The sequence below is a fragment of the Pseudomonas sp. NPDC085632 genome, from assembly GCF_044541255.1.
Classification (GTDB): Bacteria; Pseudomonadota; Gammaproteobacteria; order Pseudomonadales; family Pseudomonadaceae; genus Aquipseudomonas.
In genome coordinates this window covers 34,882-53,404 of record NZ_JBITSX010000011.1, presented here as the reverse complement: position 1 = coordinate 53,404, position 18,523 = coordinate 34,882, and the positions used below count along the sequence as shown (strand labels likewise).

Annotated in this window: 15 protein-coding genes; 6 read left to right on the top strand and 9 right to left on the bottom strand. The window is 60.6% G+C overall.

From position 1 onward, the window contains the following. Positions 1-338: 338 nt before the first annotated feature. The 5 genes from ACIF4X_RS11030 (at position 339) to ACIF4X_RS11010 (ending at position 8,848) form a co-directional block, all read left to right on the top strand. Positions 339-1,787 carry a sensor histidine kinase gene (locus tag ACIF4X_RS11030; protein ID WP_397482135.1) on the top strand — a complete coding sequence of 483 codons (1,449 nt, stop codon included), beginning with the start codon at positions 339-341 and terminating at the stop codon, positions 1,785-1,787. Between the two features lie 166 nt (positions 1,788-1,953). Continuing rightward, the gene (locus ACIF4X_RS11025) at positions 1,954-4,761 is read left to right on the top strand and encodes a multicopper oxidase domain-containing protein (RefSeq protein ID WP_397482134.1); all 2,808 of its coding nucleotides are present in this window, start codon (positions 1,954-1,956) and stop codon (positions 4,759-4,761) included. After that, positions 4,758-5,861, top strand: a complete 1,104-nt coding sequence (locus tag ACIF4X_RS11020; RefSeq protein WP_397482133.1) for an SCO family protein — start codon at positions 4,758-4,760, stop codon at positions 5,859-5,861. Before ACIF4X_RS11025 ends, ACIF4X_RS11020 begins: the two co-directional genes overlap by 4 nt. Positions 5,862-5,955: 94 nt before the next feature. Continuing rightward, positions 5,956-7,449: a sensor histidine kinase gene (locus tag ACIF4X_RS11015; protein ID WP_397482132.1), complete on the top strand. Its 1,494-nt coding sequence runs from the start codon at positions 5,956-5,958 to the stop codon at positions 7,447-7,449. Next, positions 7,418-8,848 (top strand): sigma-54 dependent transcriptional regulator, encoded by a 1,431-nt coding sequence (locus ACIF4X_RS11010; RefSeq protein ID WP_141128649.1) that lies wholly within the window; start codon positions 7,418-7,420, stop codon positions 8,846-8,848. Before ACIF4X_RS11015 ends, ACIF4X_RS11010 begins: the two co-directional genes overlap by 32 nt. A 151-nt stretch (positions 8,849-8,999) precedes the next feature. On the opposite strand, the gene ACIF4X_RS11005 is transcribed toward ACIF4X_RS11010, so the two are convergent. After that, positions 9,000-9,347: a hypothetical protein gene (locus tag ACIF4X_RS11005; protein ID WP_064120091.1), complete on the bottom strand. Its 348-nt coding sequence runs from the start codon at positions 9,345-9,347 to the stop codon at positions 9,000-9,002. 56 nt (positions 9,348-9,403) lie between these two features. Further along, a complete protein-coding gene (locus ACIF4X_RS11000; RefSeq protein WP_397482131.1) occupies positions 9,404-9,583 on the bottom strand; it encodes a DNA-binding protein in 180 nt (59 codons plus the stop codon). A gap of 237 nt (positions 9,584-9,820) precedes the next feature. On the opposite strand from ACIF4X_RS11000, the gene ACIF4X_RS10995 reads away from it, so the two are divergent. After that, positions 9,821-10,618 carry a class I SAM-dependent methyltransferase gene (locus ACIF4X_RS10995; RefSeq protein ID WP_397482130.1) on the top strand — a complete coding sequence of 266 codons (798 nt, stop codon included), beginning with the start codon at positions 9,821-9,823 and terminating at the stop codon, positions 10,616-10,618. A 153-nt stretch (positions 10,619-10,771) separates the two neighbouring features. On the opposite strand, the gene ACIF4X_RS10990 is transcribed toward ACIF4X_RS10995, so the two are convergent. The 7 genes from ACIF4X_RS10990 to ACIF4X_RS10960 all read right to left on the bottom strand — a co-directional run bounded on the left by ACIF4X_RS10990 (position 10,772) and on the right by ACIF4X_RS10960 (position 18,510). After that, positions 10,772-11,464: an N-acetyltransferase gene (locus ACIF4X_RS10990; protein ID WP_397482129.1), complete on the bottom strand. Its 693-nt coding sequence runs from the start codon at positions 11,462-11,464 to the stop codon at positions 10,772-10,774. Between the two features lie 114 nt (positions 11,465-11,578). Beyond that, positions 11,579-12,370, bottom strand: coding sequence for a ChbG/HpnK family deacetylase (locus tag ACIF4X_RS10985; protein ID WP_397482128.1), 792 nt, complete (start codon positions 12,368-12,370; stop codon positions 11,579-11,581). Next, entirely contained in the window at positions 12,342-13,526 is a 1,185-nt protein-coding gene (locus ACIF4X_RS10980; protein WP_397482127.1) for a GNAT family N-acetyltransferase, read from the bottom strand. The genes ACIF4X_RS10985 and ACIF4X_RS10980 overlap by 29 nt, the downstream gene beginning before the upstream one ends. A gap of 4 nt (positions 13,527-13,530) precedes the next feature. Next, complete coding sequence (locus ACIF4X_RS10975; protein WP_397482192.1) at positions 13,531-14,220, bottom strand: N-acetyltransferase; 690 nt, start codon at positions 14,218-14,220, stop codon at positions 13,531-13,533. A 68-nt stretch (positions 14,221-14,288) separates the two neighbouring features. Next, on the bottom strand, positions 14,289-16,208 hold the full coding sequence (locus tag ACIF4X_RS10970) for a hypothetical protein (RefSeq protein ID WP_397482126.1): 1,920 nt from the start codon (positions 16,206-16,208) through the stop codon (positions 14,289-14,291). After that, positions 16,205-17,512, bottom strand: a complete 1,308-nt coding sequence (locus ACIF4X_RS10965; RefSeq protein ID WP_397482125.1) for a lipopolysaccharide biosynthesis protein — start codon at positions 17,510-17,512, stop codon at positions 16,205-16,207. The genes ACIF4X_RS10970 and ACIF4X_RS10965 overlap by 4 nt, the downstream gene beginning before the upstream one ends. After that, the gene (locus ACIF4X_RS10960) at positions 17,509-18,510 is read right to left on the bottom strand and encodes a polysaccharide deacetylase family protein (protein ID WP_397482124.1); all 1,002 of its coding nucleotides are present in this window, start codon (positions 18,508-18,510) and stop codon (positions 17,509-17,511) included. Before ACIF4X_RS10960 ends, ACIF4X_RS10965 begins: the two co-directional genes overlap by 4 nt. Positions 18,511-18,523 lie beyond the last annotated feature (13 nt).

The following is an 18,523-nucleotide window of genomic DNA, read 5'->3' as shown; positions in this document are numbered from 1 at the left end:
AGGTGTGGTGGATGGGCGGGAGAGCGCCGGGTTAGAGGGGTTGGCGGGTATGAAAGCGAGATTTTGCTCAGCGGGGAAAGGGCGTCATTCCCCAGGATTGGGGACGGTGGGGATACCCTCGATGGCCCGCTGTACACAAAACCCCTGTAGGAGCTGCCGAAGGCTGCGATCTTTTGATCTTGATTTAGAAACAGAATCAAAAGATCGCAGCCTTCGGCAGCTCCTACAGGGATTTGGGGTGAGTTTGGAAGGTGTAGATCGGGTCGATATCCCCGCATCCGGGCAAACCCCCGTCCGTGGGCTATAACCCTATAGGGACGTATAGAGAAGTCGCCGCCATGAACATGCAGTCGAAATCGTTACCGGTCGAGGAGGGCAATCTGCGGTTGGGCTCGCGCAAGCAGCCGTTCAACCTGCTGCGCTGGTTTTCGCTGATCAGCATGGCGGTGATCGGCACAGTGGCCGTGGCTCTTGGGGCGGTGTCGACGCGGTTCGTGATTGAAGAAAGCGTGCAGCGCGATGCCTTGCTCACGGCGCAGTTCATCCAGGCCATCGCTTCCGCCGAGGTGCGCCACGTTTCCATTCCCAACGTGCGAACCATGGGCGAATTGCTCGATCCACGTCAGGACAAGGATTTTCCCGATGTCGATCCGCAGGCCCGGGCGGGCGCGCGGGGTGAATTTCTCGATCACATCGAACACCTGCCAGACGTGATCCTCGCCAACATCTATGCGCCGGACCGACAGGTGATCTGGTCGACCAACCCGGTTCTGATCGGCACCAGCATTCATGCCGACGAAGACCTTGATCGTTCCTTCAACGAAAAGATTCCGGTGTCGGCCAGTTACCACGACGTCGACAAGGCCCGTGAGGAGCAGAAGTTCGTCATCCCGCCGGATTACATCTTCATCGAGAACTACATTCCGCTGTTCGACGCCGAGGGCAAGAATGTCACGGCGATGGTCGAGATCTACAAAGAGCCGAAGGATCTGATCGCGCGGATGGAGCGCGGCTTGACCCTGATCTGGCTGGCCACCGCGCTTGGCGGCGGGCTGATTTATCTGGGGCTGTACTGGATCGTGCGACGCGCGGCGATCCTGCTCGCGGCCCAGCAAAAACAACTGATTGCCAATGAAACCTTTGTCGCGTTGGGCGAGATGTCCTCAGCGGTGGCGCATAGCCTGCGCAACCCATTGGCGACCATCCGTTCGAGCGCCGAACTGGCGCTGGAGTTCGACGCCGGCCCGGCAGAAAAGAACATCAAAGACATCATCGGCCAGGTTGACCGCATGTCGAAATGGGTGCGTGAGCTGCTGCAGTCGCTACGTCCGCTCAACGATGATCCGGAACCGGTGAACCTCGTCGCCGCGCTGCACGAGAGCCTTGTCGCCTTCGAGCAGCAGATTGCCAGGGCTGGCGTGCAGGTGGTGTTCCATCCGCAAAATACGCCGATGGTACTAAGCCAACCGGTGCAGTTGACGCAGATCCTCAATAGCCTGCTAGCCAATGCCCTGGAAGCGATGGACAAGGGCGGCACATTGACCGTCAGCCTTGAGCCGAGCGATGACCGCGGTGTGTGCGTGGTGCTCAACGACACCGGCAAAGGCATGAATGAAGAACAGCGCACCATGGCCTTCCGGCCGTTTTTCACCACCAAGTCCGGTGGCCTGGGTGTCGGTCTGGTCCTGGTCAAACGCATCATGGAACGCTTCGGCGGCGGCGTGACCCTCGACAGCCGCGAAGGCGAGGGCACCACCGTTCGTCTGGCGTTCCAGCTGGTGCCGTAATTCCGCGAAAATTCGCTGAACTTCCCCCACCAGTGGGTGTCAAGCCCCGGTCACCGGGGAGTGGGGAAACCCACAGCATCCCCAAGTCCCTGTAACAACTAGAAATAATTTATTGGCGCAGTAGTTGCAAAACACCATCACCCCTTCCTTGATGAGGCGGCTGGTGATGGACAAAACAACGCGTGACCCTAGCAACACCTTTCTGCTGACGCCTTTGAGCGTCTTTCTGATGTTGACCCTCGGCACCATGGCCGGCGTTCGCGCTAGCCCGATCGATGACGAGCGACAGCCAGAAACCTCCGACCCGTCGGCGTACTACGACGAACCGGCCGACCGCGCCGGCGCGCTCAACAACATCCTGACCCTGCCCGAGGCCAACGAAGATTCCTTCGATTTACCCGATGGGGTCAAAGGCACCCGCGCTGAAACGCGCATCGAAAACGTCCTGCCGCCGTCCGTGCAGACCAGTTTCAACTACCCCACCAACGGCAAGCCGAGCCCGCTGTATGGCGCGCAGCCGTTTACCCAGCAGTTGACCCTGTTCGAAGAGTTCGGCCCGGAAAAACTCGACCCGACCACGCCGGCCGCGCCGCTGCCATTCCCGCCGGCAGCGATTGGCCCGGCGCCCGCGCAAGACCCGAACAACGTCGCCCGCAGTGCGCCGCCCGGCACTGCGCTGGATGCGTTCCTGCGCCAGCCGGGGCTGACGCCGTTCCCCAGTCAGTTCTCCAATATCGTCGACCGCAACCCGTGGCAGGCGCAGATCGAAGTGTTCCTCAACCGCCACATCGGCTCTTCCGCTGAAGGGCGGCCGCCAGGAAAAGGCTGGTCGCATCAGCGCTGGAATGAGTTCTACCCGCAAGTCGCCTACAAAACCGCGCAGACTGGCGCGCGCCTCAATGGTGGGCTGCGTGACAGCGTGCAAATGCACCATTACGCGGTGGGCGAATTCGGCCCCGGCGGCCTGTACCACAACGTCGCGGGTGTACCGCTGACTGACGGTACGGCGAAAGGCGTCGACCCGCGTTTCCACCCGTCCATGCCGGTGCAAAACCACAACGCAGTGTGGACCTTCGACGGCACGCTGCCGCCGAAACTGTTGATGGTGCGCTATGGCCAACCGGTGATGATGCGCCACTACAACGGCTTGCCGATCGATCCGTCGGCTAACCGTGGTTTTGGCCTGCACACCATCAGCACCCACGAGCACAACGGTCACGCGCCAGCGGAAAGCGATGGTTATGCCAACGCCTTCTTCTTCCCGGGGCAGTTCTACGACTATCGCTGGCCGATCCAGCTCGCCGGTTATGACAGCATCAATACCAAGGCCGAAGACCCGCGCGCGGCGTTCCCGTGCGCACCGGGCGAAACCTTGTGGGTCAACGATCTCGCACCGGCGAAGAAGACCTGCGACAACGGCACCATCAAGATCCGCGGCGATTGGCGCGAGACCATGAGCACCCACTGGTTCCACGACCACATGCTCGATTTCACCGCGCAGAACGTCTACAAAGGCAACGCGGCGATGATGAACTACTACAGCGCGCTGGATCGCGGTAACGAGTCGGTGAACGACGGCGTCAACCTGCGTCTGCCCAGCGGCAGCGCCTTGCCGTGGGGCAACCGCGACTACGACGTCAACCTGGTGTTCGCTGACAAGGCCTGGGATCAGGAAGGTCAGTTGTGGTTCAACCCGTTCAACACCGACGGCTTCCTCGGTGACCAGGTGCTGGTCAACTGGCAGTGGAAACCGACCCTCGATGTACGCGCTCGCAGCTATCGCTTCCGCATCCTCAACGGCTCGGTGTCGCGCTACTTCAAACTGGCGCTGGTGCGCGAAATCAAAGGCAGCGGTGGTGAATTTCAGGGGCCGAAAAACTCTGGCCTAACCTACAGCCGCGTGCCGTTCCACATGATCGCCAACGACGGCAACATCATGGAGCACAGCGTACCGTTCGACGGCAGCATGGACCTCGACGCCGATGGCGATAAACAGAACCACAACGCGATCCTGCCGACGCAGGGTATCGCCGAGCGCTTCGACATCATCGTCAACTTCTCGAAAAACGGTATCAAGCCTGGCGACAAGCTGTTCTTCGTCAACCTGCAATCCCACGACGACGGCAAAGGCCCGAAAGACGTGATCTCGCTGGCCGACGTGCTCTCGGAGAAATACCTGCCGGTAATCAAGCAGACCAGCAAAGGCCCGCAGTGGGACAAAGGCGATCCAGCGGTGGGCAAGGTCTTGCAGCTCAACGTCAAGGCTTACACCGGTCAGGATCTGGCGATGAACCCGGCAGCCTACGAACCGGCAAAACCGGGCAAGGCGGAAGGGCTGGTGATGATCCCGCTGAAGCTCCACCGCGACAACGCTGCCGATAAAGCCGTGCTGGCCAAGGCCCGCCACCGCACCTTCACCTTCGGTCGCTCCGACGGCACCGATGAAGCGCCGTGGACGGTCAAGACCGATGGCGGTTTCGGCTTCCACATGGACCCGCGTCGCTTGAATGCTTCGACGCAACTGTCCAGCGGCCCGACCGATGCCGGTGTCACCGGGTTCGGTACGCTGGAAGTATGGAACATCAAGGCCGGCGGCAAGGGCTGGAGCCATCCGGTGCACGTGCACTTCGAAGAAGGGATCATCCTCAGCCGCGGCGGCAAGGCACCTCCAGAGTGGGAAAAGTGGGCGCGCAAAGACGTCTACCGGATCGGTTCTGAAGCCGACGGGCTGGACAGCGTCGAAATGGCGATCAACTTCCGCGAGTTCGCCGGGACGTATATGGAGCACTGTCACAACACCCAGCATGAGGACAACTCGATGCTGCTGCGTTGGGACCTTGAGAAGCCTGGGCAATTGCAGTTGATGCCGACACCGCTGCCAAGCTGGGACGGTGTGCGCTACGTCAACTCCGCCGCGCTGCCTACCTTCCGCAACGGCGACGGTATGGGCCCACAAGTGGTGGTCAAGCCATGAACCGCCGCCACGGTGACAGCCAACCGCTGAATACCCCGCGCTCCCGGGCGCTGGGCATGCACCTGGTGCTGCTGCTGGTGGCCTGTGTGCTCGGCAGCCGCGTGCTGCTGGCGCACCAGGCCAGCGTCGGCGAACCGCCAGCGGTCAGTGAATCCGCCACCCCGTGGGGTGGCGACTATTTCCCCAACACCCTGCTGACCGATCAGGACGGTCGGCAGGTGCATTTTTTCGATGACCTGATCAAAGGCAAAGTGGTGGTGATCAACTTCATCTTCACCTCGTGCAGCGACTCCTGCCCACTGGAAACCGCACGCCTGCGTCAGGTGCAGAAACTGCTCGGCGATCGCGTCGGCCAGGACATCTTTTTCTACTCGATCAGCATCGATCCGCTCAGTGACACCCCCGAAGTGCTAAAGGCCTATTCGCAGCGCTTCAAGGTCGGTCCCGGCTGGAAGTTTCTCACCGGCGAATTCGAAGACGTCACCGACCTGCGCAAGAAACTCGGGCTGTTTATCGACGGCGTCGACAACGGCCGCAACAAGGATCACAACCTCAGCCTGATCGTCGGCAACCAGAGCACCGGGCGCTGGATGAAAGCCTCACCGTTCGAAAACCCGTGGATCCTCGCCGATCAACTGGCCAACACCTTGCAGAACTGGAAGCAGCCGAGCATCGAAGAAAGCTACGCCAATGCCCCGGACATTCGCCCGCCGAGCAATGGCGAAGAACTGTTCCGCACCCGCTGCGCCTCGTGCCACAGCCTTGGCCCTATGGATGGGCAGGGCATCGGCATGCGCAGCATCGGCCCGGATCTGATTGGCGTAACGCGTAATCGAGATCCGAAATGGCTGAACCGCTGGATTCGCGAACCGGATCGCCTGCTCGCGGAAAAAGACCCGATTGCTTTGCAACTTTACGAACAGTTCGAGCGAATCCCGATGCCCAACCTGCGCCTCGACGAGCAGTCCGCGCAGTCGATCATCGACTTCCTCAACGATGAAACCGAGCGTCAGCATCCGGCCGCCAAAGCCTTGGCCGACGGCGCTTTGACGCCAGTAAAACCGGGCGATCCAGCCGCAACGGTGAGTCAGATGCGGTAGCGGCGAAATAGCATCATTGAACCGTGTGTCGCGGTCAGAGCCACCTACACTGATGGCTGTAACTGGCCCGATACAAAAACTCCAGGGCACTCCCATGCAGCGACTGGAAGCACAAAAAACACCTGCGCCGGACGCCCCGGCCGCAATGGGCAAGAGTTGGCGCGAGCAGTTCAATCTGCTGCGCTGGTTCTCGCTGGCGAGTTTTTTCATCATTGCCGCCGTGGCGGTGGGCCTTGGCTATATCTCCACGCGCTTCGTGGTCACCGAAAGCGTCGAGCGCGATGCATTGCTGACCGCGCAATTTGTTCAGGCCATCGGCGCGGCGGAAATACGCCACGCCGGCATCACCCCGGCGCGGACCATGGGCGAAATGCTCGATCCGCGCCAGGACAACAACTTTCCCGATGTCGATCCGGGCGCCCATGCAGCGGCCCGCGCCGAGTTCCTCGACCATGTCGAACACCTGCCGGACGTGCTCCTGGCCACGGTGTATGCGCTGGATCGCACGGTAATCTGGTCGACCAATCCAGAACTGATCGGCGTCAAATTCGAGGATGACGACGAGCTCGACGAGTCGTTCGAGATGAAAGTCGCGGTGTCCTCCAGTTACCACAAGATCGACGATGAGAAACCCGAGCAGCAGTTATTGCGCGAACCGAAATACCTGTTCATCGAGAACTACATCCCGATGTTCAACGCCGATAAAAGCAAAGTCATCGCCATGGTCGAGATCTACAAGGAACCGGCGGATCTGGTCGACCGCATCGACCGTGGATTCGCCTCGATCTGGGCCGCCACGTGTTTCGGCGGTGCGGCGATCTTTCTCGCCTTGTTCTGGATCGTCCGCCGCGCCGCGAAACTGCTGCAGAGCCAGCAGCAACAATTGATCAGCAACGAAACCTTTGTCGCCCTCGGCGAGATGTCCTCGGCGGTGGCGCACAGCCTGCGCAATCCGCTGGCAACCATTCGTTCCAGCGCCGAACTGGCCCAGGAAGTGGCCAGCCCCGGCGCGCAGCGCAACATTGGCGACATCATTAGCCAGGTTGATCGGATGTCACGCTGGGTCCGTGAGTTGCTCGTTTCGCTGCGGCCAATGAATGACGACGGCGAGGCGGTGGATCTGGTGTCAGCGGTCGAAGACACCCTCGGCGCGTTCGACGCGTTAATCAAACGCAGCAACGTCGAAGTGCGATTCACCCCACAAAACTGCGCGCCGGTCGTCAGTCAAAAGGTGCTGCTCACGCAAATACTCAATAGCCTGTTTGCCAACGCCCTCGAAGCCATGCCCAAGGGCGGCGTGCTCACCGTCGAGTTCGAATCGCCGCAACCCGACAGCGTGCGCCTGACCGTGATCGACACCGGCAAGGGCATGAGCGCGCCGCAGCAACTGTTGGTGTTCAAGCCGTTTTTCACCACCAAACAGGGCGGCCTCGGGGTTGGCCTGGCGTTGGTCAAAAGAATCATGGAGCGGTTTCAGGGCTCGGTCGTCTTGACCAGCAAAGAGCAGGAAGGAACCCGCGTCAGTCTCAACTTCAAAGTGGCATCGGGAGGGGAATATGGAACACAGCATTCTGCTGGTCGAGGATGACGAACTGCTGGCCGAAAATATTCAGACCTACCTGGAGCGCAAGGACTTCGAGGTGACGGTCTGCCATTCGGCCGAAGACGCGCTGGAACAGTTGGGCAGCTTCATGCCTGACATCGTGCTGACCGACAACTCGCTGCCGGGCATGAGTGGCCACGACCTGATCCAGAAGCTGCGCATCAGCGCGCCGGATCTGAAAGTGATCATGATGACCGGTTACGGCAACGTCGAAGATGCCGTGGTGGCGATGAAGGAGGGCGCCTTTCATTACGTCACCAAACCGGTCGCACTGCAGGAACTCAAACTGCTGCTCGACAAGGCGCTGGCCACCGAACGGATGGAGCGCACGCTGTCGTTCTATCAGGAACGCGAGGCGCAGAAATCCGGGGTGCAGGCGCTGATTGGCGATTCGGCGCCGATGCAATATCTGAAAAACACCATCGGCCAGTTGCTCGACGCCGAGCGACGCATGGCCAACACCGATCTGCCGCCGGTTTTGGTCGAAGGCGAGACGGGCACCGGCAAAGAACTGGTGGCCCGCGCGCTGCACTTCGACGGCCCGCGCAGCAAAGGTCCGTTCATTGAATTCAACTGTGCGTCGATTCCGTCGAATCTGGTGGAATCGGAACTGTTCGGGCATGAGAAAGGTGCGTTCACCGATGCCAAGGACCGTCGCGTCGGGCTGGTGGAGGCGGCGGATGGCGGCACGTTGTTTCTCGATGAAATCGGTGAGATGGACCTGCTGTTGCAGGCGAAGATTTTGAAGTTGCTGGAGGATCGGACGATTCGCCGGGTCGGTTCGGTGAAGGAACGCAAGGTCAATCTGCGGGTGATCAGTGCGACCAACTGCAACCTGGAGCAAATGGTCCAGCAGGGCAAATTCCGTCGCGATCTGTTTTTCCGCTTGCGGATCATTTCGATCAAGGTGCCGCGGTTGTATGCCCGGGGCGAAGATATTTTGTTGCTGGCGCGGCACTTCCTCGCCAGCCATGGCAAACGTTACGGCAAACCGAATCTGCATTTCAGCCAGCAAGCGGAAGAGTTGCTGCTCAGTTACACCTGGCCGGGCAACGTGCGCGAACTGCGCAACATGCTCGAACAGACCGTGCTGCTGGCGCCGAGCGACACCATCGCCGCGCATCAGCTCAACGTGTGCATGAGCCTGGTCGACGAGCCGCCGCTGCATATTCATGAAGCCCCGATGCATTACGAACCGCGCCCGGCGAGCAACACCGAGTCGATGAACCTGCCGGAAGTCGAGCGCGACATGGTGCGCAAGATGCTCGACAAGACCGACTGGAACGTCACCAAATCCGCACGCCTGCTGGGCCTGAGCCGCGACATGCTGCGCTACCGCATCGAAAAACTCGGCCTCGCCCGGCCGGATAAACGGCAGTGGTAACCCAGGCGCACCGTATTTCCCCTGTGGGAGCGAGCTTGCTCGCGAAGAGGCCATGTCAGCCGACATCAATGTTGACTGATCCACCGCTTTCGCGAGCAAGCTCGCTCCCACAGGGTTATCTGGCGCCTGCAGAATGTTTGGACAACCCGGATCAATGCTGCTGCCGACTCAAACACTCCAGCAAACACCCAGGATCCAGCACCTCGTCGTTCACATAAATCCCACGCTCGGCATCGTACGTGCGAATAAACACCCGCACCGTCGCATCCGCCACCGTCGGCAACTGCGAATCGTAGAACTCATGGTCACCCGGAATCACCACAAAATCCTGCGGCGCGGTATCGTCGTAAGGCTTGGGCGGTGTGGAACTCAGTGAATACGGAGCAGGGTGGGCGAAGGGCTGGTTGGGCCCGTAATAATTGAAATTGCTGTCCAGCGCTTGCGCCTGAGTGGCAGCAAGCAGACAGCCGGTCAACAACAGCCGAGCGAGCATTTGCATGGCGGCACCTGCGAGTGCGGTTTTCCCCAAGGCTATTAACTATAGCTGCCCTGTATTCAAGCAACCGGGTGATTGATCACGTGCCCCGGCTGTGCACAGGCCTTGAGCACATGGCCGATTGCGCGAAGAAACTCTTCGTAATCCCCATTTGCAAGAACCTGGGACAGGTATTCGTTGATGGCTTCGTCACTGTCCAGCAGTGTTATCACGTCGAAATTCGTCAACGTCTGGCTCATGGTTAAACCTCCTTAGCCATTTTTGTGCGCGTCGGATGACTGCGCTTTGTGAGGGTATCCACGTGAGCAGAGTTGAATAGTCAGCCGTGTCCTTTATCTGTTTCGATAATTCGCCAACATTTGTAGGCCAGAACACCCTCGCATGTAGGAGCTGGCTTACAAGTTTGCAACAACCGCCATTGAAGAGCTGATCTAGACTCGGATCCGCTCAATCACGAGCATCGTCCGGAGTGCGCCATGGAAGTGCCTAACAATAAAACCGCCATCGAGAGCAATCGACAGGCGTGGAACGATTCCGCCCGCCATCACCAGGATTCGCCTGACTGGCAGGCTTTACTCAACGAGGTCGCGCAGGCGGATTTCTCTTGCCTTGATGAGACCTTGAGCGGGTTGCTGGAGGTCGACGGCAAAGAGGTGATTCAACTGGGCTGCAACAATGGCCGCGAGAGTCTGTCGCTGTTTGCGCTGGGTGCCAGAAGCGTGGTTGGTGTCGATCAGTCGGCGGCGTTTCTCGAACAGGCGCGCGAGCTGAACAAGCGTTCGCCGCACAACGCCGAATTTATCGAAAGCGATATCCATCATTTGCCGGCGTCGTTGCACAATCGCTTCGATGTGGCGCTGATCACCATTGGTGTTTTGAACTGGATGCCGGACATCGGTGAGTTCTTCCGCCACGTCGCCTCGACCCTGAAACCGGGTGGCAAACTGGTGATCTACGAAACCCATCCGTTTCTGGAAATGGTCGACCCGGATGCGGCAGATCCTTATCGCCTCGCCAGTTCGTACTTTCGCGCCGAGCCGTTTGTGCAGGAAGAACCGATTGTCTATGTCGGCAAGGTTGAGCAGCAGGCGGCGAAGTCGTATTGGTTCGTGCATAACCTTGGCGCCATCTTCAGCGCTGCCATTGCGGCGGGGCTGAACATTGCGCACTTCAAGGAGTATGCGCATTCGAATCGGGAAGAGGTTTATGACCGGTATCTGAATCAGGAAGCGCAGCTGCCGATGTGTTTTACCCTCATCGCCAGCAAGGCTTGATATTTATCGTTGCTGCCCCCGGCCTCATCGCTGGCAAGCCAGCTCCCACAGGATTTTGTGTCGTACAGAAATAAGCGGTACACCGCAAAACCCTGTGGGAGCTGGCTTGCCAGCGATGGCGGCCTCAGAGAGGCCACACATTTCAGATCTGACTCAAGCCTGCGCCGCCGCACTCACCACCGGCCGCCCCGGTTTGCGCAACGGTTCCAGCCGTGACCCCTCATATCGCGTCTCACGGAAAAACTTCCAGCGCCCGAACAGGCAATACACGTGCATCACACGACCCTGCTCGTGGTAACCCATGCGGATATGCAGCTTCAGCGCCGGAATATTGTGCGTCTCGCACACGTCCACCACCTTGTTGCAGCCTTGCGCTGCCATGGCCTCCCACAGCGCCACCTGCACGTCCACCGACAGGCTGCTGCCGAAATACGCACGAGTCATCTCACCACCGAATTCAAAGAACTCGCCGGGCTTCACCGGGAAGGTGCAGCCGTAATAGTGGCGGTCGTGATAATCACGAATGCTGCCCCAGATAAACCCGACCGCATGCCCGTCAGCATCGAGGTACATGTGCCCGGTGTGGCCCTCAGTGGCCAGCTCGGCCATGGTCTCCACGCGGTCACCGAAATGCTTGGAAAACGCGATGGCATTCTCCGGCGTAATGTCGACTTTGCGCAGGCCGTCATAAGGACGCAATTTGTGTGGCGGCACCGGGCTGACCAGGTCGCGCTCCATCCACAAAAGCTCCCAATGGAAGAACACGTAGCGTTTCCACAACGTGCTGAAGGTACGGCCGAGGCCTTTCTGACGGATGCGTTCTTGTAGTTTTTCGATGATGCTCATGATGCCCTCCGTGGCCGCAGCCCGGGTGTTGTGGATGGTGCTTTTGAGGGTATAGATCACCCTTGCCAGTTAATTTCAAAGTGCCATCTTCGAAAGTATTGCAAGGTATGTAGGTCAATCGAGCGCCGCAGCACCGCGTAGAAAATCCTTGTTCAGATCGGTGTAGGAAACCTGTGGAATACCCGCCAGCCGCCGCTCTAACACGCGGCTCAGGGATTCCTCGGGATTGAGATAGGCGTCACCAAAATCGGCGCCGAGTTGCGTTGGGTGAGCAACGATTTCCAGCACGCCGTCGGTCGGCGGGCTGTCGTTGCGCAGGTCGATCGGCGTGCACACATAGTCAGCGGTGACACCCGCCAGACTCTGCAAACGCCAATTGAGCAAACCCTTGAACACGCGCTTTGGCAGATTGAGGTTTTGCCCCAGATTGCGCGCCAATCGAATCGGCACCCCTTGATGCGCGGCAAACCGCGCGACGATCTCGCCGATCGGCCAGATGTTGTGCACGTGCTGATGCGAATCGATATGGCTGGGACGCAGGCCGTGATCGACGCAACGTTGCCATTGCGCCTGCAGCTCTTCGCGTACCGCCTCGCGATCCTCGCGACCCAGCCAAAAACTGTGACGCGGCAGGCTCAGGTCGAACACACCGAAGTCATCGCAGAAGGTGCGGCGGGCCACAATTGCCTGGCTCAAGGGCCGCCCGTAAGTCAGGTTGAAATGCAGGCCAACCCGGCCTTGCAGGGTTGCATGCCGGGCCATGGCACAGGCCGCTTCGAACGCCGGCATGTTGGCCATCGCCGTGGCAGAACTGATGACCCCGGCCTGGAACGCGGCGAAGATCACTGCATTTTCGTTCGGGCTGAGGCCGAAATCGTCAGCGTTGACTATGACTTGGCGAGGCATGTTCGCCCTCCGTGGTGATCGCGACAGGTTTCAGTGTGCGTTTCGCTGGCTCGGTACGACGGGCGCGCCAGGCTTGTACGTGCGGTTTGAGTCGATGCCACAGACGCAAACCCAGACCGAGGAGGAGGCCACTCGGCCGCCAGGAATAAAAACTCCAGCGCCAGTGCTCCAGTTGTCCGGTCATGCGTTCGTGCAGTTGATGGCTGGAATTTTCCAGGCTGACCCGCGAGGCATCGATCCAGCGCCAGTGCTCGTCCAGCCCCCAGCGAATCCATTCCTCCAGCAACACCCGGCCGCTGCCCAGATCGGCGTATTGCGGCAGGAACGCGAGGTTGTAATCGTAGAGTCGTCCTTGCTCCAGCAGGCCGAGGCGATAGCTGATGCAGCGGCCGTTCAGTTCCAGCGTCACCACGCGCACCAGGCCTTGGCCGGCGAGGGCAGTGAAGGCGCGTTCGATCAACTGGCGGCTGCGTTCGCCGGCGAAAATCCCCACACCTTCATCACCTTTCCAGCTCACCGCCTCGACTTCGCTGATGACCTGCAGCAGCGGTCCCATGCTCATCGCATCGGGAATGATCCGCCGCACTTCGGCACCGCACGCGGCCATCCGTTTGCGCGCCCGGCGCAGCTTGTAACGCGGATCGCCGGAGACTTCCTGATGATCCGTCTCGCTGATCAGATGCACCGGCACCCGACAACTCAAGCGTCGCTCAGCGGTGGAGCTACGCACCATCCACTCGGTGAGCACACTTTCCTCACCGGCAGGTTCGGACAATTCATTGAGTTGCAGCAGTGCGTGGGGCACTCGTTGACGAATCAGCAGCAAGGCTTTGCGCATGTCTTCGCCGCCAAGCAAAGACAACAGCGCCAAGCGATCCGCCAGCGGATAACCCAAGTGATGCAGCACCCGAAAGGGCACGCCGGCAAAGCGCTCGCGACTTGCCACCAATGGCAGGCACAGACGCAATTCGTCGGCTTCCCAACCCATCAGGATGTGCAAGCGCTCACCCTCACCGAGGGCCTGCTCGGCCGCGTACAACCAACCGAGGTGGTTGAACGGCGTGTGATCCGTCACCCGCAGGCGCAGCGCTTCATACGCCGCTTCCGGGAAGTCGGCCGCGCACAGCGAAGTGCGCCATTCAAATCGCGTCACCATAGGCTCAGGTCGCCGTGGCTGTTACGGGTGGACGGGACGGTTTGCGCAACGCATCCAGACGCGAGCCGCTGTAGCGGCTTTCGCGGTAGAAGCGCCAGCGACCGAACAGGGTGTACACATTCATGATGCGGTTTTGCTCGGTGTAGCCCATGCGCAAGTGCAGCTTGAGCGCCGGGATGTTGTGGAACTCGCAGACGTCGACGACCTTGTCGCAACCTTGCGCGGCCATGGCTTTCCACAGCTCCAGTTGCAGGTCCACCGACAGTTCTGTGCCCCAATAGGCGCGGGTCAGTTCGCCGCCGAACTCGAAGAATTCACCGCGTTTCACCGGGAACAGGCAGCCGTAGTAGTGCCGGTCGAAATAGTCCCGCGAACTGCCCCAGATAAACGCCACCGCGTCGCCTTGATCGTCCAGGTGCATATGCCCGGTGTGACCTTCGTTGGCCAGCTCGGCCATGGTGCCGACGCGGTCGCCGAAGTAGCGCGCGAAGGCGCTGGCGTTGTCTGGCGTAATTTTCACCACCCGCAACGGCGGGTACGGTTTGAGGCTGTGCGGCGGCACCGGGCTGACCAGGTCGCGCTCCATCCACAGCAGTTCCTGATGGGAAAAAACGTAGTGTTTCCACGCTTTCGCGAGGGTCGCGCGCAGGCCTTTCTGCTTGATGTGTTGACTGAGTTTTTGCACAACGTTCATGGTCTTGGCTCCTGATGACGAGGCATCGCGCGGCCAGAAATCCGCGCGGCTGAACATCAACGGACGGTTCATGAAGCGCTCCAGCTGAGGGCGAACAGGGTTTGCCCCGGCAGCTCGAAACGTACACGCCCGTCCTGGCAGGCAAACGGTGCGTCGCGGCTGCGGTTGTCGGCGCCGAAGTAGCGCAGGGCGCCGTTGTTCAGCGGGCACTTGGCGCCGCTCAAATCCACTCGTTGCAAACGCGTGCCTTTGTTGACGCCGAGCAAGCCACGCTGATCGGCACCGGCCATCGCCAGTACATCGACTTCAAAGGCGTCGTTCTCCAGCCACAGCACCTGATGCAGCCAGTGTTGGGCGATGAACTGCTGGGCCAGACCGACCGGTTTCAGCTCGAAACGATCGTCGCCCAAGACCCGCAACATGCCCTTGGGATACTGCGGCTCATCGGCGGCCTGAAACCAGTTGAGCATGCTCAGCAAGCCGTCCTGCGAAGCGTTGATCACCACCGACGCCCACCACAGCGAAGCGTAGTGGGTTTCCTGATCGTAGGGGCTGAGGCTGGAGCCGCTGGACAGGTTGGTCTGGTCGAGCAGCAAGGCCTTGCGCGGCTGACCCTTGGCGTCGAGGCCGACCAGATCGGCGGCGCGGCGTACGCTGTCGCGGTAGACGCGGGTGGCGAGCAGGTCGCGGATCATCCATTCGTGCCACGCCAGCGCGTCGACCTGATCACCCGATTCACTGAGCAAGCGCCGCGCCCAATCAATCCCGCGTTTGTCCGCCGCGTTGTTGGCGAACGGTCCGTTGACCAGCCGCGAACTGGCCGGCATGGCAATGCGCACGCCAGCCTTGGCATTCGCCGGATCGCTGCGCACCTGGCGCGCCATGCTGGCGAAAATCGCCTGATACTGCGCGTAGCTGGAATAGTTGAGGTTCGGCTCATCGGCAAAACCGATGTAGTGCGTACCTTTACCATCCAGCGCGCGGGTGCTGGCCAGCCACGCATCGAGGCCGCTGTTGCTTTGCACATCGGCGCGCAAGTCAGCCTGACGCTGACTGCCGGCCAGCAGGGTGATGTCCTGTTTGATGCCGAAGCGCTCCTGATACACCCGGCGGAACGCGTCTTCGAAGTGCGGATTCCTCGCCGTCACATCGACAAAGCTGTAGTAACTCGCCGCCGTCGGTTTCAGCGCATCCAGCGCGGCGTGACTGGCCGGGGGCGGCATCACGTAGGGCAGGGCGATGCCCAGATCCGGCGTGCGCCCAAGGACTTTGTCGTGCAGGGTCAAACGAGTTTGCCCGGCGTCTTCACGCAACGGTTTGAGTTGCTGTGCGGTCTGCGCAAACAGATTGGCCGTGCCATCGAGCCAGAACGCCGCTTTGCCGCTGCCTTGCAAACGCAGACGCCAGATCTGTTCTCGCTCACTGACGGGCAGGGCGACCTGATCGAACTGCCAATAAGCACGATAGGGTTTCAGCGCCAATGTCAGTTGCTGATCATCGCCGACGCGCTGCGCCTGCAAGCCGCTGACGCCACCATGAAACTTGCCCGCCAGCACTGCGTGTTCACCCGGTGCGACTTTGAAATACAACTCGTCGCCATTGTGCGTGTCGGCGCTGAAATGCACTTTCGCCGGAGCGAACAGCGCCACCGTGCGCTCGTCGTGTTCGACGCGGTAGTTGCGAAAGCTGTAGCCGGGAATTTCCAGCCGATAACTGCTCGCGCCGGGCAGCAATGGCCAGCTCTGACTGCCACGCACTTCACTGGCCTTGATGAACCGATCAGCGGCCAGTTTGCCCTGACCATCGAGCAGATACAGATGCTCTTCATTGGCCTCGGCCTGCCACGCTGGCGTCCAGCGCACCGTCACCGTGTCCGGGCGATCCGCTTGCAGGTACAGGCTGCCGTCACGGATCTCGCCCCAACGCATCGACGCGGCAACGGCGTCCAGCGACAGGCCGAGACCGAGCAGCAGGGCCAGGCCTTTCATGCGGTTTTCCGGCGTTGCAGCATCAGCCACATCGGCATGACGTCGCGAGGGAGAATGATCAACGTTTGCCAGAACGGCACGCCGCTCAAACGGCAATAAAGCACCAGCATCGCCACGGTCACCGCCAGATAGGCAATCGATGAAGCCGCCGCCGCGCCGACGATGCCGTAAGCCGGAATCATCACCAGGTTCAATGCCAGATTGAGCAGGGCACCCAAGCCCATCAGCAACGACACCGTGCCTGGGCGATTCTTGCCGAGCAGGTCCAGACGCAAAATGCTCGCGTAGCACAGGCCCAACAGCCCCGGCAGCAATGCGAGCAGCGCTGGATACGCAGGTTGGTACGCTGCACCGAACAGCGTGACGATCAGCCATTCGCCAATCACCGCCATGGTCAGGCAGGCGCCGAGCATTACCGTAGCGGTCAGACGCAGGGCCAACGGCGTGACCTTGTCCATGCCCTCGTCCTGTTGCAGCAGGCGTTTCATCAGTGGCGTGGTCACCGCTTCCGGGACGATCAACAGCAGTTCCGCCGCAGCGCTGGCCATGGCGTAATGACCGAGCGCGGTACTCCCGAGCAGGGCGCCGATAAACAGATAATCCGAACGCAGAATCACCTGCTGGAACAACAGATCCGGATGGCTGCGCGCGCTGTAACGCAGCAGTTCCTTCTGGCTGGCGCGGTCCCATTGCAGTTGCAACGGCTGCGCGCGCTTGAGCCAGACCCAACCGACCAGCACCACCAGACTGATGCCGGCCAGCCAACTGATCAACGCCGCTTCGAGCGCGGCGCTTTTCCACATCCAGAACAGCGCGAGAAACAGCAACAGCGGTGCCAGCGATTCGACCAGACGCAAGGCGTTGAACGCAACCACGCCACCGGAGGCGTTGTGCAACGTCAGCAAGCCGCTTTTCAGTACCGTCAGCGGCACCGCCAGCAGCAACAGCCAGGCGAGCAAGCCGAGTTGCACCGTCACATCCAGCTCAGTGCCGAACTCACGCACCAGCGCCACCACCAACAAGGTCAACAGCGCCGCCAGCAAACAGCCGAACACCAACACCTGACTGAGCAACAAACCCATTGGCCGCTGCTTGGCGGCTTGATAACCCACCGCCGAATTCAAGCCGCCACTGGTGGCCGCGCTGATCAAGTCCGGCAGGGTGCTGAGCAACGCGAACAAGCCTCGCTCACTCGGCCCGAGAATCCGCGCCAGCAACACGTTGCGCAGCAAACGCAAGGCAATCATCGCCAGTTTGGTGCCCATGCTCAGCGCCAAATGCTTGAGGTAGTTGCTTCGGCTCATGGCTGCGCCCCGCGAAAAATCCGCCACGACAGCAATTCCGGATTACGCGCGGTGCGCTGACTGACACCGAAGCGCGGCAGGTTCAGCGGATCGCCTTCGCCGCGATAAATACCAGTGCCGGTGCCCAGCGCAAACGGATATTCATGATTAGCAATCTGTTGCCGCACACGCTCGTCGTTGTCGCCATTGGGGTAGCAATACACCGGCAGCGGCCGGTTGCAGCCGTTGTGCAGGGCATCGCGGCTGCGGCTGATTTCTTCGCCCAGGCGCACATCGTCAAGGCCTGTGAGGATCGCGTGACTCGCACCGTGCGGGCCGAAACGCACGAGGCCGGAGGCTTCCAGCGCGCGCACCTGATGCCAGTCCAGCGCTTGCGGTTGCGACTCCTGCGGGCATTCATCGGTCAGCCGTTCAAGCTCCTGCGGATCAATGCTCTTCAGCCCTTGCAGGTAATGCAGCAGCGCCAGGCTGCGGCGGTCGACATCGATGTCGTCGAGCAACACCGGCAACGGGTGGTGCATCGCGTGCAGGCATTCGATCAAATGCATCCGCGCCTTGTCGCCGAGGCTGCCCCACAGGGTTTCGCCCAAGCTCTCCCACCAGAAGCGCTGACGGCTGCCGATGAAATCGGTAGAGAGAAAAATACTCGCCGGCACCTGATGTTTTTGCAGCAGCGGGAAAGCGTTGACCGCGTTGTCGCGCCAGCCGTCATCGAAGGTCAGCGCCACCCGAGGGCGCTCGGTGCGCAGCGAGTTGGGCTGGAGGATCTCCATCAGCGGCACGCAATCGAAATGCTTGCGCAGCCACACCAGCAGATGCTCGAAGGCTTTCGGCCCCACGCACAGTTCGTTGCGGTGCGGCAGGTCGGCGGCGCGGTCGTTCGACAGCACGCGGTGCAGCATCAGAATCACCCCGGCGCCGTGTAATTGGTTACGGCCCATGGACGAGTTGAGATAGAGCCAGCCACTGGTGCGCTTTATCAGTTGTTTGATCGCCATGGCTTCGGTCCTC

What these genes read in the sequence shown, in the direction of transcription:
- ACIF4X_RS10960 (WP_397482124.1), bottom strand. Translation starts at nt 18,510, where the DNA reads ATGGCGATCAAACAACTGATAAAGCGCACCAGTGGCTGGCTCTATCTC.
- ACIF4X_RS10995 (WP_397482130.1), top strand. Translation starts at nt 9,821, where the DNA reads ATGGAAGTGCCTAACAATAAAACCGCCATCGAGAGCAATCGACAGGCG.
- ACIF4X_RS11025 (WP_397482134.1), top strand. Translation starts at nt 1,954, where the DNA reads ATGGACAAAACAACGCGTGACCCTAGCAACACCTTTCTGCTGACGCCT.
- ACIF4X_RS10985 (WP_397482128.1), bottom strand. Translation starts at nt 12,370, where the DNA reads ATGCCTCGCCAAGTCATAGTCAACGCTGACGATTTCGGCCTCAGCCCG.
- ACIF4X_RS10970 (WP_397482126.1), bottom strand. Translation starts at nt 16,208, where the DNA reads ATGAAAGGCCTGGCCCTGCTGCTCGGTCTCGGCCTGTCGCTGGACGCC.
- ACIF4X_RS11030 (WP_397482135.1), top strand. Translation starts at nt 339, where the DNA reads ATGAACATGCAGTCGAAATCGTTACCGGTCGAGGAGGGCAATCTGCGG.
- ACIF4X_RS10990 (WP_397482129.1), bottom strand. Translation starts at nt 11,464, where the DNA reads ATGAGCATCATCGAAAAACTACAAGAACGCATCCGTCAGAAAGGCCTC.
- ACIF4X_RS11010 (WP_141128649.1), top strand. Translation starts at nt 7,418, where the DNA reads ATGGAACACAGCATTCTGCTGGTCGAGGATGACGAACTGCTGGCCGAA.
- ACIF4X_RS11000 (WP_397482131.1), bottom strand. Translation starts at nt 9,583, where the DNA reads ATGAGCCAGACGTTGACGAATTTCGACGTGATAACACTGCTGGACAGT.
- ACIF4X_RS10980 (WP_397482127.1), bottom strand. Translation starts at nt 13,526, where the DNA reads ATGGTGACGCGATTTGAATGGCGCACTTCGCTGTGCGCGGCCGACTTC.
- ACIF4X_RS11015 (WP_397482132.1), top strand. Translation starts at nt 5,956, where the DNA reads ATGCAGCGACTGGAAGCACAAAAAACACCTGCGCCGGACGCCCCGGCC.
- ACIF4X_RS11020 (WP_397482133.1), top strand. Translation starts at nt 4,758, where the DNA reads ATGAACCGCCGCCACGGTGACAGCCAACCGCTGAATACCCCGCGCTCC.
- ACIF4X_RS11005 (WP_064120091.1), bottom strand. Translation starts at nt 9,347, where the DNA reads ATGCAAATGCTCGCTCGGCTGTTGTTGACCGGCTGTCTGCTTGCTGCC.
- ACIF4X_RS10965 (WP_397482125.1), bottom strand. Translation starts at nt 17,512, where the DNA reads ATGAGCCGAAGCAACTACCTCAAGCATTTGGCGCTGAGCATGGGCACC.
- ACIF4X_RS10975 (WP_397482192.1), bottom strand. Translation starts at nt 14,220, where the DNA reads ATGAACGTTGTGCAAAAACTCAGTCAACACATCAAGCAGAAAGGCCTG.